This is a genomic window from Mycolicibacterium moriokaense (genome assembly GCF_010726085.1).
Lineage (GTDB): Bacteria > Actinomycetota > Actinomycetes > Mycobacteriales > Mycobacteriaceae > Mycobacterium > Mycobacterium moriokaense.
This window is the reverse complement of sequence record NZ_AP022560.1, coordinates 6,211,621-6,225,779: the sequence shown is the minus strand read 5'-3', so window position 1 is coordinate 6,225,779 and position 14,159 is coordinate 6,211,621. Positions and strand designations below refer to the sequence as shown.

The 14,159-nt window shown below is 66.5% G+C and carries 11 protein-coding genes and 3 pseudogenes; 6 read left to right on the top strand and 8 right to left on the bottom strand.

Features of this window, described 5'->3' with window-relative positions; all coding sequences use genetic code 11:
• Positions 1–81: 81 nt before the first annotated feature.
• Positions 82–1,395 (top strand): annotated as a pseudogene (gene mycP / locus G6N43_RS30350) (type VII secretion-associated serine protease mycosin); the annotation flags it as partial.
• Complete coding sequence (locus tag G6N43_RS30345) at positions 1,392–2,285, top strand: type VII secretion EccE family protein (protein WP_244960506.1); 894 nt, start codon at positions 1,392–1,394, stop codon at positions 2,283–2,285. The pseudogene mycP and the gene G6N43_RS30345, both read left to right, overlap by 4 nt.
• On the opposite strand, the pseudogene G6N43_RS30340 reads toward G6N43_RS30345, so the two are convergent.
• A pseudogene (locus tag G6N43_RS30340) lies at positions 2,272–3,467 on the bottom strand (alpha/beta hydrolase family protein). The gene G6N43_RS30345 and the pseudogene G6N43_RS30340 overlap by 14 nt on opposite strands.
• 38 nt (positions 3,468–3,505) lie before the next feature.
• On the opposite strand from G6N43_RS30340, the gene G6N43_RS30335 reads away from it, so the two are divergent.
• Positions 3,506–4,267, top strand: coding sequence for a trans-aconitate 2-methyltransferase (locus tag G6N43_RS30335; protein WP_083152679.1), 762 nt, complete (start codon positions 3,506–3,508; stop codon positions 4,265–4,267).
• Here the strand turns inward: G6N43_RS30335 and cysC are convergent.
• The 5 genes and pseudogenes from cysC to G6N43_RS30310 all read right to left on the bottom strand — a co-directional run bounded on the left by cysC (position 4,264) and on the right by G6N43_RS30310 (position 9,956).
• A pseudogene (gene cysC / locus G6N43_RS30330) lies at positions 4,264–6,120 on the bottom strand (adenylyl-sulfate kinase). The gene G6N43_RS30335 and the pseudogene cysC overlap by 4 nt on opposite strands.
• 28 nt (positions 6,121–6,148) lie before the next feature.
• On the bottom strand, positions 6,149–7,060 hold the full coding sequence (gene cysD, locus G6N43_RS30325; RefSeq protein ID WP_083152685.1) for a sulfate adenylyltransferase subunit CysD: 912 nt from the start codon (positions 7,058–7,060) through the stop codon (positions 6,149–6,151).
• On the bottom strand, positions 7,057–7,860 hold the full coding sequence (gene stf0 / locus G6N43_RS30320; RefSeq protein ID WP_083152688.1) for a trehalose 2-sulfotransferase: 804 nt from the start codon (positions 7,858–7,860) through the stop codon (positions 7,057–7,059). The genes cysD and stf0 overlap by 4 nt, the downstream gene beginning before the upstream one ends.
• Positions 7,861–7,926: 66 nt before the next feature.
• The gene (locus G6N43_RS30315) at positions 7,927–9,300 is read right to left on the bottom strand and encodes a sulfatase family protein (RefSeq protein WP_083152691.1); all 1,374 of its coding nucleotides are present in this window, start codon (positions 9,298–9,300) and stop codon (positions 7,927–7,929) included.
• A gap of 173 nt (positions 9,301–9,473) precedes the next feature.
• On the bottom strand, positions 9,474–9,956 hold the full coding sequence (locus G6N43_RS30310; RefSeq protein WP_083152693.1) for a mitochondrial porin family protein: 483 nt from the start codon (positions 9,954–9,956) through the stop codon (positions 9,474–9,476).
• A gap of 102 nt (positions 9,957–10,058) precedes the next feature.
• On the opposite strand from G6N43_RS30310, the gene G6N43_RS30305 reads away from it, so the two are divergent.
• A complete protein-coding gene (locus tag G6N43_RS30305) occupies positions 10,059–10,730 on the top strand; it encodes a phosphatase PAP2 family protein (protein ID WP_083152696.1) in 672 nt (223 codons plus the stop codon).
• Here G6N43_RS30305 and G6N43_RS30300 read toward each other — a convergent pair.
• On the bottom strand, positions 10,684–12,174 hold the full coding sequence (locus G6N43_RS30300) for a bifunctional phosphatase PAP2/diacylglycerol kinase family protein (protein ID WP_083152698.1): 1,491 nt from the start codon (positions 12,172–12,174) through the stop codon (positions 10,684–10,686). The genes G6N43_RS30305 and G6N43_RS30300 overlap by 47 nt on opposite strands.
• A 58-nt stretch (positions 12,175–12,232) precedes the next feature.
• On the opposite strand from G6N43_RS30300, the gene G6N43_RS30295 reads away from it, so the two are divergent.
• Together G6N43_RS30295 and G6N43_RS30290 are read left to right on the top strand one after the other, a co-directional pair.
• Positions 12,233–12,808, top strand: coding sequence for a helix-turn-helix domain-containing protein (locus tag G6N43_RS30295; RefSeq protein ID WP_083152701.1), 576 nt, complete (start codon positions 12,233–12,235; stop codon positions 12,806–12,808).
• Between the two features lie 50 nt (positions 12,809–12,858).
• Entirely contained in the window at positions 12,859–13,512 is a 654-nt protein-coding gene (locus G6N43_RS30290; RefSeq protein WP_083152704.1) for a L,D-transpeptidase family protein, read from the top strand.
• 3 nt (positions 13,513–13,515) lie between these two features.
• On the opposite strand, the gene G6N43_RS30285 is transcribed toward G6N43_RS30290, so the two are convergent.
• A complete protein-coding gene (locus tag G6N43_RS30285; RefSeq protein WP_165761875.1) occupies positions 13,516–13,974 on the bottom strand; it encodes a nuclear transport factor 2 family protein in 459 nt (152 codons plus the stop codon).
• Between the last annotated feature and the right edge of the window lie 185 nt (positions 13,975–14,159).

Sequence of the window (14,159 nt, the reverse complement as noted above, 5' to 3'; positions counted from 1 at the left end):
GAATCGATGAGGCATCGGTGAGGCACGCGAAACTGCGGACGTTCTTCGCGGTGCCGCTGGTCGTTGCGGCGATGAGTTGCCCCGGCAGGGGCGATCACACCGCCACAGGTGGACCCCGCGGCGGTGCCGCCGTCGGGAGCCGCCGGACCCGTCCAGCCGATGACGCAACGCAGTCCCTGCGTCGTGACCGGTGTGCTGCCCGGAACCGAAACGGGTGCGGACGAACCGAACCAGGCCATGCTCAACCTCGCGGCCGCGTGGCGGTACAGCCGTGGTGACGGTCAACTCGTTGCGGTGATCGACACCGGTGTGCGGCGGGACCCGCCTGCCGAACGTCGACCCGGGCGGTGACTTCTGTCGAGGCAACGGACGGACTCTCGGACTGCGACGGACACGGCACGCTGGTCGCCGGCCTGATCGCCGGACAGCCTGGCGCGGACGGCTTCTCCGGTGTCGCACCGGGCGCACGGATCCTGTCGATCCGTTCGACGTCGGCGCGGTTCGGGCCCCGCACCCCGGGAGCGGATCAGTCGACCGCGCGCGTCGCGCTCGATGTCGCGACCCTCGCCAGGGCGATCGTTCGCGCGGTCGACCTCGGCGCCCGCATCATCAACATCTCGGCGGTGACCTGCCTGCCCGCCAACAAGGCCGTCGACCAGACCGAGCTCGGCGCGGCCCTGCGATACGCGGCCGTGCAGAAGGACGCCGTCATCATCGCGGCGGCCGGAAACAACCAGACGGGCCTGAACCCGGGCTCGGCATGCCCGTCGAATCCGCTGTCGGACCCGAGCCGACCCGATGATCCACGCAACTGGGCGGGGGTGAGACATTTCGATCCCGTCGTGGTGGCAGCCGTACGTGCTGTCGGTCGGTCGGCTCTCAATTCCTTGGCGGACCGTCCGCGTTCACGGCGGCCGGGCCCTGGGTCGGTATCGCTGCGCCGGGCGAGAACATCACCTCGGTCGGCAACGCCGACGGCGGGGCCTCGCGAACGCGTTGCCCGACGCAGGGGACCTCTTCCCGCTCAACAGCGCGAGTTTCGCTGCGGCGTACGTCTCCGGCGTCGCGGCGTTGGTGCGCAGCCGATTCCCGGAGCTGACGGCCGCGGAGGTGGTCGACCGGCTGACGGCCGGTGCGCAGGGATCCGCCCGCGCACCGTCCAACCTGACCGGCGCCGGCCTTGTCGACCCGGTGGCGTCGTTGACGTGGGACGTCAGCGCCGCGAGCGACGCCGGCGGTGATCCGGAACCCAAACCGATCGCGGCGCCACCGCAACCAACACCGCCGGATCACACGCCGCGCACGATCGCGTTCATCGGCACGGGTGTGCTGGCTTTGATCGCTGCCATCACGGCGGCGGTCGCGACCCACAGACGAAAGACGGAGGCATCGTGACCATCCGATTGGCGTTGGCATTCGTAGCCGTCGTTCTTGCCGCGCTGGCCTACCCGTGGCAGTCCGACCTCGACTGGTGGATCCTCGGCATCGCGATCGCCGTTATCGTGATCGTATTCGCTTGGTGGCGTGGGCTGTTTGTGACGACCATGATCGCGCGACGGCTGTCGGTGTTTCGCCGCAATCATTCCAAGCGCGAAGTGCAGCCATCCGGCTCCGTCACCGTCGTTCTGCGCATCGACGATCCGGCTGGCGTCGGGTTGTCGCTGCCGATGGTGGCCGGTTACGTGGAACGCTTCGGTGTCCGGTGTGAGAAGGTTCGCGTGACCAACCTCGATGACGGCAGTGCCAGTGGGACGTGGATCAGCCTGACGCTCAATGCTGTCGGCAACCTGACCGCGCTGCGTGCCCGGTCGGCTGAACTCTCTACTGGACACCGCCGAGATCGTCGGTCGTCGGCTCGCCGACCATCTTCGCGAAATGTCCTCGTCGACGATGCCCCGAAGCTACTTGCCGACGGCGACCGCGAGACGTGGCGGGGGATGCGCGGGGACAGCGGATATCTCTCGGCGTACGCGATTCCCATCGACGACGGGCTGCGCGGGCGGCTCGCCGAAGTATGGACGCAGCCGACCGAAACGTGGTCGGCAGTCGACCAGCGGCACCTCAGCACATCCAGAAGTACGCGCTCTGTGCGTTCCGGACGGCCGAGGCGGTGCGCGGGTACCGGTGGCCGGACTCGTGCCTCAGCGAGGCATACAGCGGCCGTTGCTCAGCGCGCTGGCGCCTCGATCGACGGACCGGCTGGCCATCCCGGGCGTCCCGCTACCGCCTGGCCTTTTGGAGCCGGGCGGCTGGCCGGTCGGTGGGCGCTCGTCAGTCGAACATGAAGTCGCGCATGAAGCGGGTCATCCTGCGTAGATAGTCGGGCTGGCTGACATGCAGGATGTGGTTGCCCGGGAACCAGTGGAACGCGCAGCGATCCCAGTGCTCCCACAGCATTTCGGCTTGCTCCGGAGGAGCGAGCCGGTCGCCGAGGCCGGTGATGATCAACCGTCGGTCCTTGGGCACCAGCGGCTGGTAGTTCAGCGGCGAGGAGTACAGCGTCGCCGCTTTGGTGAGCTCGGAATCGGTGTGTGACAGCCGACTTCGCAACTCGACGACCTTGTTGGCCGGGAACCACTCGTCGACGGTCTGGTCGGGTGTGACGACGGGGACGTTCGGAATCACCGCCTGGATCCGGTCGTCGACGCTGGCGATCAGCGCCGAGGTGTATCCGCCCAACGACATTCCGGTCAGCGCGATCCGGTCGACCCCGGTGAACTCCAGATAGTCGATGATCGAGCGGAAATCGTGCACGGCCTGCGCCATCGCTTCGGCGAAGCCGGAGAAACCGTGTGCGAAGAAGCCGTAACCGCTGAACGGCGAACCCTTTTCGGCGCGGCTGCCGTGGAACGGCATCGTGTACAGCAGCACGTCGTATCCGGAGCGGTAGAACCACGGCAGGAGAAGAACAAGCCATTGAACAGATACGGCGAGCCCATGAAGCCGTGGATCACACAGAGCGTCGGATGCGGACCGTCGTCGTGCCGCCAGTGCTGGGCGTGCACCACGTTGTTGCGGGTGAAGCCCCGGCACTGCTCACGTAGCGCCGGGTTGACGGCCTCGAAGCTGCTGTCGAACCGGATGTTCTGCACGTTGCCCTTGGCGATCCACTCGGCGATCGGGTTCGCGGTACGCGACGCGACCCGAGGCACGGACGTCGGAGCCGGAAACGACAGCGCGGGATCCTTCGCGGCGGCCAGATCGGCGTAGAACCGGAGTTGATCTTGTTCGGCGCGTGCCCGGCTGCCGCGCAGCCCGCCGACCAGTGTCGGGACCATTGTCGCCGCGATCAGCGAGGAGATCGCGGTGCGCAGGGCGATATCGGCCGCCGCCGAGGCGTCCACGATCAGCCGCTGGCAAACCGTCAGATCGATGCGACGAGGTAGGCCGCGCGCGGTCGCGTCGGCTCCGGGAACATCGGGAACGGGGATGGGCGGATCGACCGGAGTGGTGTCCGAACTGGTCACATCCGCATGGTAGTCGCGCCGAGTGTCAGACTGACGGAATGTGGAATCCCGATGTCTATCTGACGTTCGCCGACCACCGGGGGAGACCGTTCTACGACCTGTTATCGCGGATAGGGGCCCAATCGCCGCGGCGCGTCGTCGATCTTGGATGCGGTCCGGGCAATCTCACCCGCACTCTTGCGCAACGCTGGCCGGACGCGGTCATCGAGGCCTGGGACAGCTCCCCGGAAATGGTGGAGGCGGCGCGCGAGCGGGGTGTCGACGCTCAGGTCGGCGATGTGCGGACCTGGGAACCGCGGCCCGACACCGACGTCGTGGTGACCAATGCCGTACTGCAGTGGGTGCCCGGACACGCCGATCTCCTGGTCCGATGGGCAGGCCAGCTCTCGTCGGGATCGTGGATCGCGATGCAGGTTCCCGGAAACTTCGATGCCCCGTCGCACGAAGCGGTGCGCACCCTGGCTCGTCAGGAACGGTGGGCAGAGCCGTTGCGGGACTTCCCGTTCCGTGAAGGTCAGGTCGATTCCCCGGTCGGCTACGCGGCGCTGCTCGCAGACGCCGGGTGCCGAGTCGACGCGTGGGAGACGACGTACATCCACGCGCTCACCGGCGAGAATCCGGTGCTGGGCTGGATCAGCGGGACCGCGCTGCGACCGGTGCGGAGCCGACTGAACGACGAGCAGTGGCAACAGTTTCGAGACGAGCTGATCCCGATGCTCGACCAGGACTATCCGGTGCGACCGGACGGCACGACGTTCTTTCCGTTCCGCAGGATATTCGTTGTCGCCCAGGTGGGTTAGAGTTCGCGTTTGCGGTTCAACAGGTCGACGACCTGCTTGACCAGCCCGTCGATGTCGGCGCCTGTCGTGTCCAACACGAGATCGGGGGATTCCGGCGCCTCGTACGGTGCGTCGAATCCGGTGAGTCCCTTCAGTTCACCGGCGCGGGCTCGCGCATAGAGCCCCGGTCGCGTTTGGCGCACTCCTCGACCGGCGTCGCCACATACACCTCGATGAAGGGAAGCTTCGCGGCGTCGTTGAGCGCACGAGCGATCTCGCGGTCCGACTTCAACGGTGACACCAGCGATGCCAATGCCACCACGCCCGCATCGGCGAAAAGCCGGGTGAGGTGACCGACGCGGCGGATGTTCTCGGCACGATCGCCCGGTGAGAATCCGAGGTCATCCGACAGCCCGTGCCGGATGTTGTCACCGTCGAGAAGGTAGGCCACGTCGCCGGCCTCGACCAACGCCCGCTCCACCGCGACCGCGATCGTCGATTTGCCTGACGCAGGCAGACCCGTGAACCAGATGGTGGCGCCCCGCTGACCGGTGGCCTTCCAGCGGTGGCCACGGTCCAACGACGAAGGATGCCAACGGATGTCGTTGCGGGTCTGCACACCCGGCTTGACTTCTCGCGGTTCGATGATGGTGCCTGCGCCGACGGTCTCATTGGTGGTCTCGTCGATCAGGATGAATGCACCGCTGTCGCGGTTGTCGGTGTAGGAGTCGGCCACGACGACCGAACTCGTACGCAGCGTGACCTCGCCGATGTCGTTGAGTACCAGCTCGACCGGGTTGTCGAGTTCGTCGAGCGTTTCCGGGTCCAGTCGTGAATGCAGGGCCTGCACAGTGGCGCGCACCGTGCGGGTGCCCTGCTTGAGAGCGAGCCGGTCACCTGCGCGCAACGGGCTGTCCAGGAACCAGCACACCGTCGCGTCGAGCTCACGTGCGAGCACAGGGAGAGAGGCGCCCTCGGCACCGCTGACGAACACGTCGCCACGACCGACGTCGATGTCGTCGGCCAGCTCGATCGACACCGACAACGGTGCGACGGCGGTCGTGCGCTCCTCATCGAGGGTGTCGACGAGGGTGACCGTCGAACGGGTGCCCGCAGGCAGGCTGACGACTGCATCGCCGACCTTCAGCGTACCGGCGGAGAGCCGGCCGGTGTAGCGCCTGCGCTGTTCCGGGGTGGGCCGTGACACCCACTGGACGGGCAACCGCAGTTTCTCCGGCTCCGGCTGCGGTGCGGAGAGTTCGATGCCCTCGAGGTATTCCAGCAGCGTCGGTCCGTCGTACCAGGGCGTGCGTTCGGAGCGGTGCACGACGTTGTCACCGTGCTTGGCTGCGATGGGGATGACCGTGATGTCTATTTCACCCAGACGCGCGGCGATTTGCCGAATCTGGCCGACGACTTCGTCGAACCGGCCCTCGTCGAAGTTGACCAGGTCGATCTTGTTGACCGCCGCGACGAAATGCTTGATGCCCAACAGCTTCGCGATCCGGGCATGCCGGTTCGTCTGCCTCAGCACGCCGGCGCGGGCGTCCACGAGAAGGATCGCGGCGTGCGCGTTCGAGGCGCCGGTGAACATGTTGCGGGTATACCGCTCGTGTCCAGGCGTGTCGGCGAGGATGTAGCTGCGCGCATCGGTGGAGAAGAAGCGATACGCCACGTCGATCGTGATGCCCTGCTCGCGTTCGGCGCGCAACCCGTCGGACAGTGCCGCCAGGTCCGCCACACCCTCCTCGTCGGTCACCGCCTCGAGATGATCGGGGAAGACTGTCGGTGTCGTGCAGGAGCCGGCCGATCAGCGTGCTCTTGCCATCGTCTACCGATCCGGCGGTGGTGATCCTCAGGAGCTGGCGGGTCATGCGGTCTCCCGTCGCGTCGCGCGCCCCATCAGAAGTAGCCCTCGCGCTTGCGGTCCTCCATGGCGGCGGCGGAGGTGCGGTCGTCGGCACGCGTCTCGCCGCGCTCGGACACCGTGGCCGCGGAGATCTCGGCGATGACGCCCGCGATGTCCGTCGCCCGCGATCGCACGGCGCCGGTGATGGTCAGGTCGCCTACGGTGCGATAGCGCACCCACTCCGTCGACGCGGTCTCACCGTCGGCGGGCTGGGCATACTCCGACACCGCCAACAGAATTCCGTCACGCTCGAACACCTCACGCTGGTGAGCGAAGTAGATCGAAGGCAGCTCAAGCGATTCCAGCTCGATGTAGCGCCACACGTCCAGCTCAGTCCAGTTGCTGAGGGGGAACACCCGGACCTGTTCGCCCTTCTTGATCCGGCCGTTGTAGAGCGACCACGGCTCCGGTCGTTGCGCACGTGGATCCCACTGCCCGAACTCGTCGCGAAAGCTCAGGATCCGCTCCTTGGCCCTGGCCCGCTCCTCATCGCGGCGGGCACCGCCGAACGCCGCGTCGAAGCCGCCCGCCTCCAGCGCATCCAGCAGCGTTCGGGTCTGCTGCCGGTTCCTGGACGCGCCGGGACCTGGATCGGGCACCCGGCCGCTGTCGATGGACTCCTGCACCGACGCGACGATCAGCTTGTGACCGGCACCCGTGACGCGACGGTCCCTGAACTCGATGACCTCGTCGAAGTTGTGCCCGGTGTCGACGTGCATGACCGGGAAGGGCAGCGGACTGGGCCGAAACGCCTTCTCCGCCAACCGCAGCAGCACAATCGAGTCCTTGCCCGCCGAGAAGAGCAGCACCGGGCGCTCGAGTTCCGCGACGACCTCGCGGATGATGTGCACCGCCTCGGCCTCGAGTATCCGTAGCTCGTCGACATGCAGCGTGTCGAGCGTCATGTCGGCAGGCCCTCGCGCTCCGCGTCAGCGCGGTACCGGTCCACCCATTCGTCGGAGCGCTGATCGGCCTGGCGTTCCAGCACGGGTGCGGGCGCCAATCGTCGGTCCTGCCCGATCGCGTCGAGTGTGTCGCCGACGATCTGAGTGAGGTTGCGCCACAACACCGGATAGGAGATCTCCATCGGCTTGACGTTCTCCTCGGCGAACCAGTTGCGCCAGCCCTCCTCCTGTGCGCGCAGCATCTTGATCACGTGCGCGATGGCACCTGCGTGATATTCGGCACGCGAGTCGCGAGTCGGGTCGGGCCGCCCACGCCAGACCCGGGTCTGCACCGCCCGCCAGAACGAAACTGCCTGGGAGACAACGTCTGGGCGGTAGACGTGGATGAGAACCGGATCGCTGCCGATGACGTCGCGGATCGCGGACAGCAGGCCCTCACCCGACCGGTCCGGCAGTCCCGCGGCCCGCTGCAACAGCAGCGGGGTCTGGTTCCACATCAGCTTGCCGCCCCAGACTCCGTTGGGGGTGCGGCCGACCGTCCGGATGTAGTCCCGCCAGATCTCCGGGGGTGCGAGATCCGGCTTGCCTTCGTCCAGCGGATCGAGCAGTCGCAGGATCGACTCGTCCTCGACGCCCTCGAACCACTGCCGCGGCTGGGGCGACTGACTGGTGGTCGGAAGGTACTGAAAGAACTCCTGCGGCTCACCCGCCACACCGGTCGCCCGCAGCGATTCGACCAACAGCGTGCTGCCGCTTCGTTGCGACGCGAGCACGAGATAGGCAGTCGGATGGGCTGGCATGCGCGTGAGCCTAACTGCCTTCAAAATGCCTGGCACACCAGGCCATAACAATCACCGTGACGAAAACTATTGTCCGGAAATCGGCGCGTCCTCGATGCCACGTTCGGACGCGATGGCCGAGCGGCTGGTGAGTGAAAGCCCGTGAATACGCAAATAAGTTTCGGTGTAGCGCTCCGCGATCCGAGTGCCTGCGAAGTCCGACGGGATGACGTCGTTCGTCTGCTGCCGCCAGTCGTGGAGCAGCAGGGCGAGGTCCTTGGCGATGGCCTCAGCCTTGTCGGAGGTCTCTGAGGCGAGCAGGTTGCGGGACTCGGTGGGGTCCTCGGTGAGGTCGTAGAGTTCGCGTTCGGGACGGAGCGCCTGGGCGAGTGGCGCAACAACCTGACCCGGCGCGCTTTCGGCGATGTCCCAGGGCAGGTCGAGAAGTGGCCGTGCGGCGTAGTTCTCGATGTAGCTGTATTCCTTGGTGCGCACGGCGCGGATCGGGTCGAACGAGTCGTGGTACGTCTTCATGGTGTAGACCTCGGTGCGAGCCGGCACGGTCTGCGCACCACGCAGGTTGTCGGCGTGCGAGATGCCCTCGACGTCCGCGGGGATGTCGACACCGAGAAGGTCGAGCAGCGTGGGCACCAGGTCCACCCCGCTGAACAGCTCGTCGTAGACACGCGGCGCGGTCGACAGGGCCCGCGGCGGGCGCACGATCATCGCGATCCCCGTGCCTGCGTCATAGAGCGTGGACTTCGCGCGGGGCAACGCCGGCCCGTGATCGGTCATGAAGACCACCCAGGTGGTGCGGTCGAGCCCGGTCTGCGCGAGGGTGTCCAGCAGTCGGCCGACGGCGGCGTCGGCGACCGAGATGGCGCCGTAGAACTCGGCGAGGTCCTGCCGGATGTCGGGGGTGTCGGGCAGGTAGTCGGGGACCGTCACACCGAAGGCGTCGGCGGGTTCGTAGCGTTCGCGCGGATACGGACGGTGGGTCTCGAAGAATCCGGCGGTGAGCAGGAACGGCTGCGACGGCGGATCGGTCAGCCACCCCGTGGCCTGTTCGACGACGTATTCGCAATAGGAGTTCGACACGTCGAACTCGTCGAACCCCAGCTTCGGCGGATAAGACGTCTCGTGCTGCATCCCGAATAGTGCGGTGTACCAGCCGGATTCGGACAGCAGGTGGGGGAGGGTGCGGGTGCCTGCCCGGTACTCCCAGCCGTGGTGCGCCAACCCCACCAGGCCGTTGCTCTGCGGGTATCGCCCCGTGAACAGAGAGCCGCGCGACGGCGAGCACAGCGGTGCGGTGGCGTGTGCATGGGTGAACAGGATGCCCTCGGCGGCAAGCTGGTCGAGCCGCGGGCTGGAGACGTCGTCGTGTCCGTATACGCCGAGATACCGGCCGAGGTCGTGCCAGTGCACGATGAGCAGGTTGTCTCGTCTCGGTTCTGTCACTCAGGGTCCTTCCGCATCGTCGAACCACGGAACAGGCACGGTGCACATCCCGCAACCTTTTGACTCATCGCAAGCAACATATCCCGAGTGGGCGGTTCTTCCACGGACCGGGTTGAGCTGCGGTTTCGGGCCGACGATACCCGCTCGAGGTAGAAGTATGCGTATCGCGGCCCTTATGGGTCGTAGGGCACTCCGACCGCGCGGAACACATACTCGGGCGGGACATCGAAGGCAAGCGACCGTCGCGGGACGCGCGTCAGCACCTCGGACGGAATCGCCGTCTTGTACTGCAATGAGAGCTGACCATCGAATCGAGTGTCCACGGCATTGATATTGACCTCGATGTGCAGGCCGCTTTCAGCCAAATCGGCCGTCGCCGCGCCGGATTGCTCTGCGTCCCAACGTTGATCGATGGTGCGACCGGCCAGCTTGGGCACCGTCGACAGGGTGGCGAGTACCCGTTGATTGGTCAGCACCAACGAACCCACGTAGCTCGCCACGTTGCCGTGTGCGCGCTTGCCCGGGATCCTGCCGCTGAACCGCCGCGTCACGGGCACGTACTCGGCGAGGTAGATGATGCCTTCGGCCTCGACGTCGGTGCGCAGTTCGTCGGGCAGCCCGCCGATGCGCAGGAGCTTGCGCAGGAACACCGCCATACAGGCAATGTAGCCCAGCTGTGGCGGGTGTCGAGGGTGGAACTTCGGTGGCAAGCTCAGTCACCCTGACGGTCAGCGGCGACGGCTGGTAGAGCTATTCATATGGCATCCAGGACACGTTGGCTCATCGGGACCGCGGTGGCGGCACTCGGTGTCTATGTGTTGATGTGGATCGCCTATGTGTCGCAGTGGAAGTGGTTGACCGCCATGGACTCGGCGGCGCTGGACCTCGCGCATGACTACGGCGTCATACATCCAGGTTGGGTTACCGGCTGGGACGTCTTCTGCACCGTGCTGGGACCGGCCGCCTTCCGACTGGTCGGACTCGTCATAGTCGTGGTGGCGTTGTGGCGCCGCAATCTGCGGCTGGCCGGGTTCCTGGCGCTCACCGCGGGGTTGTCGGGACCGCTGATCGAGCTCGCGAAGTACATCGTCGGCCGACCCAGGCCCGCGACGGCGCTGGTGCACGCGCAGTCGATGTCGTTTCCGTCAGGGCACGCGCTCGGCGTGCTGGTCGCCGTGCTCGCGTTGATGACGATCATCTGGCCCTTCGTCCGGCCGCCGCTGAGGGGGTGGCTGGTCGCTCTGGGCGCGTTGATCGTCGTCTTCATCGGGATCGGTCGCGTCGTGCTCAACGTGCACCATCCCTCCGACGTCATCGCCGGATGGGCTTTGGGTTACGCCTTTTTCGTGTGCTGCCTACTGATCCTGCCGCCGCGGCCCCCGGTCACGGCAGCGGCCGATACACCGCAAGCGCTCGATACTGCACGCTGAACGTGGCTTCGGTGACCTCGTCCCCGAGCTCACCGTCGTGAGCCAGCATCGTCGGGCCGTCGAGGGCGGTGAACGAGAACTCCGGAACGCGCATCTCGTGGTACAGCGGGCTGCGCGTCAACCTTCCCAATGCCAGCGCCACCAGGATCCGCATCCGGGCCATCCGGCGACCCGTCTCGAGAATCCGGACGTCCAGCAGGCCGTCATCCATCCGGTCCCGCCGCGACGGCGCGAATCCCGAAGGCAGATAAACGGAATTGCCGAGGAAGAACAATGACGTCTGCAGCGACTTGTTGTCGTAGCGGATGCGCACCGGTTCGCCGTGGCGCAGCGTGTGGAACATCGCGTAGATGCCCGCCAGCGGCTTACCGATCTTGTGCTCCAACTTCTCCCGCGTCTGGACGAACATCGGGTAGGCGCCGATGCTCGCGGTGTTGATCACCATGTTGGTTTCGTTGAGGCACGCGATATCGACACACGACACGTCGCCCTTCTTGATCGACTCGATCGTCTTCGCCACCGTCTCGCAGCCGATGTCCTTGGCGAAGTGGTTGAACGTGCCGCCCGGGAAGACCGCCAGCGGGACGCCCGCCTCGACGGCGATACCCGCCGCGCATGCCACCGTCCCGTCGCCGCCGCCGACCGCCAGCACCTCAGCTTTCTCGGCGGCCGTGCGTAACACCTTCTCGACGTCGTCACCCTCATCCAGTTCCACAATCTCGGTGTGCGGCAACGCCTCTCGTACCTGTTCGATGACATCGGCCCCTGTCCCGCCCCCGGACGCCGGGTTGACGACGAGGATCACACCGGCACCGTCGTGGCGTTCCGGCGCGTCGACGACCAGTGGGTCGGCGGTCGGCAACCGCGTCGGCACCACCGGCGGGACGATCCGTGAGCTGAGCACGGCGACGCCGGCACCGATGCCGAATCCCGCGAGCACGTCGCCCGGATAGTGCGCCCCGGTGGCGATGCGCGACATCCCGACCAGACCCGCCAACAGCGCCAGGCCCAACCCCAGCGGGGGACTCTCCAACCCGACGCCGACGGCGAAGGCGGCCCCGCTCGCGGAATGACCCGACGGCAGCGAGTTCGAGGTGGGCGTCCGCCGGGTCTGCCGGGCCAACGGCACCGAGAAGCGGTTGGGTCGTGGTCGCTTCCATATCCGCTTGGCCACCTGGTTGGTGAGCAGGCTGGTCACTCCCAGACTGACCAGGCCGCGCATCGTGCCGCGCCGCGCCGACGGGCCGCCGAACGCCGCCAACCCAGCGGCGATGGCGAACCACAGCTTCGAATGGTCGGCAGCGCGGGTCAGCCGCGGCATGACGGCATCGAGCAGGGGACTCGGTGAGTCGGCGATGGCGTCGAACACCTCGCGGTCGAGCGTCCCGAGGCCCTCTCCGATCTGGCGGATACCGCGATGCCGACGAATGGGCAGGATGGCCATGCCGCTTAATCTTCCCACTGCATTGACAAATTATTTTGTCAAGGGACACGATCACCTCATGCTCGACGTCGAGGTGATCACCGATCCGGCCGCGGCGGTCAGTGTCCTCGATCCGATCCGCAACCGACTGCTCGCCGAACTGACCGAACCGGCTTCGGCGGCCGCCCTCGCGTCGCGCCTGGGGATCTCCCGGCAGAAGGTCAACTACCACCTGCGTGCACTCGAAGACCATCACCTGGTTATGGGCGTGGGCGAGCGCCGATGGGGTGGGCTCAAGGAGCGCCTCCTCGTTGCGACGGCGGCCTCCTACGTGGTGTCCCCGAGCGCCCTCGGGCGGGTGGCCACCGATCCGAGCCGCTGCGAGGGCCGCCTGTCGGCGAGCTATCTCATCGCGCTGTCGGCGCGTGCCGTACGCGAGGTCGGCGAAATGTGGAGTGCGGCGCGTTCGAAGAACAACCGACCGGTGACTCTGTCGATCGACAGGACGATTCGCTTCCGTTCACCCGAGGACCGGGCCGAGTTCGCAAAGGAGTTGGCGACGCTCGCAGCGCGGTATCACGACGAAACCGATCCCGATGGCCGCCGTTACCGTTTGGTGGCCATGGCCTACCCGATGCCGACGGACCGTGCGTGACGCCGCGTGGCCTCCTCAATGGGGGCCCGGCCACGACCTAGCATGTACGGGTGCGCCGGCTCCTTGTCCTGCTTTGTGTGGCACTGATGTCGCTCGGCGCGGCACCTGTCAGCGTGGCCCAGGTGACGCCGTGGTTCGCGCATTCCGTCGGCAATGCCACCCAGGTCATATCGGTTGTGGGCGTGGGCGGTTCGAACGCCAAGATGGATGTCTATCAACGCAACGCCACCGGCTGGCACCCCGTCGCGGTAGGTATTCCCGCGTTCATCGGGGCCGCGGGCATGGCCCCGGAGACCCATGACGGCCAGATGAAGACGCCGATGGGCGTGTTCACTCTCGACTTCGCATTCGGGACGGCACCCAACCCCGGCGGTGGTCTGCCCTATGTGCAGGTCGGCCCCAATCACTGGTGGGACGGCGATATGAAGAGCCCGACCTACAACACCATGCAGGTGTGCGAGAAGTCGCAGTGTCCGTTCAACACCGACCCGGCCAGCGGCACCGAGAATCTCGACATCCCGCAGTACGTGCACGCGGTCGTGATGGGCGTCAACAAGGCCCGCATCCCCGGCAACGGCGGCGCCTTCTTCCTGCACGCCACCGACGGCGGACCGACCGCGGGGTGCGTCGCCATCGACGACGCCAAGCTCGTCGAGATCATGCGGTGGCTTCAGCCGGGCGCACTCATCGCGATCTCGAAGTGAATCTCAAAGTTTGATCGCCCGACCCGCTTTCACCTTGAAGTTGAGATTCTCGGTGGACATCGACGCGTCGTAGGTTCGGTCGTAACCGGTCTCGCTGATGCGCCAGCCGTTGGCGGTGCGCCGGTACCGATCGTGGTAGAAGCCCGCACCGATCAGCATGAAATTGAAATCCGGTGCGATCACACGGTCCTGCAGATACCAGGTCGCCTTCGCCTCATCGCCGTCCACGGTGATCTCCGGGTGGGTGACGCGATGCTCGGTGATGATCTCCGGGCCGAGCGAGGTGCGCATGAAGCCGACCAGCTCATCGCGATTGGTGAAGTGGTGCTCCTCACCGATCGATTCGCCGTATCGGCCCACCACATCCTCGGTGAGCGTGTCGGCGAACTCGTCCCAGTCCTTGGTGTCGAGCGCGCGAAGGTAGCGGTACTTGACTTGCTTGATGTCGTCGATGTCACCCATGGCCGCCATTGCAGCACACCGGCTACCGCGGCGCACCGAGATTCCGGGTGGTCGTGGGGGGACGTCTTCGTCACAGCGAATTCCTAGCGGATTCTGCGCTGTTCGCAGCGGCCCAAAACCGTGATGGTGGAACGCCGTTGGCACGGAGTGTCTAACGAGTATCAGCAGGTCGGACCGCTAGGGTG

Excerpts from the sequence above, each read along its gene's own strand:
- G6N43_RS30305 (WP_083152696.1), top strand. The coding sequence starts at position 10,059 with ATGGCATCCAGGACACGTTGGCTCATCGGGACCGCGGTGGCGGCACTC.
- cysD (WP_083152685.1), bottom strand. The coding sequence starts at position 7,060 with ATGACGCTCGACACGCTGCATGTCGACGAGCTACGGATACTCGAGGCC.
- G6N43_RS30300 (WP_083152698.1), bottom strand. The coding sequence starts at position 12,174 with ATGGCCATCCTGCCCATTCGTCGGCATCGCGGTATCCGCCAGATCGGA.
- G6N43_RS30295 (WP_083152701.1), top strand. The coding sequence starts at position 12,233 with ATGCTCGACGTCGAGGTGATCACCGATCCGGCCGCGGCGGTCAGTGTC.
- G6N43_RS30335 (WP_083152679.1), top strand. The coding sequence starts at position 3,506 with ATGTGGAATCCCGATGTCTATCTGACGTTCGCCGACCACCGGGGGAGA.
- G6N43_RS30310 (WP_083152693.1), bottom strand. The coding sequence starts at position 9,956 with ATGGCGGTGTTCCTGCGCAAGCTCCTGCGCATCGGCGGGCTGCCCGAC.
- stf0 (WP_083152688.1), bottom strand. The coding sequence starts at position 7,860 with ATGCCAGCCCATCCGACTGCCTATCTCGTGCTCGCGTCGCAACGAAGC.
- G6N43_RS30285 (WP_165761875.1), bottom strand. The coding sequence starts at position 13,974 with ATGGGTGACATCGACGACATCAAGCAAGTCAAGTACCGCTACCTTCGC.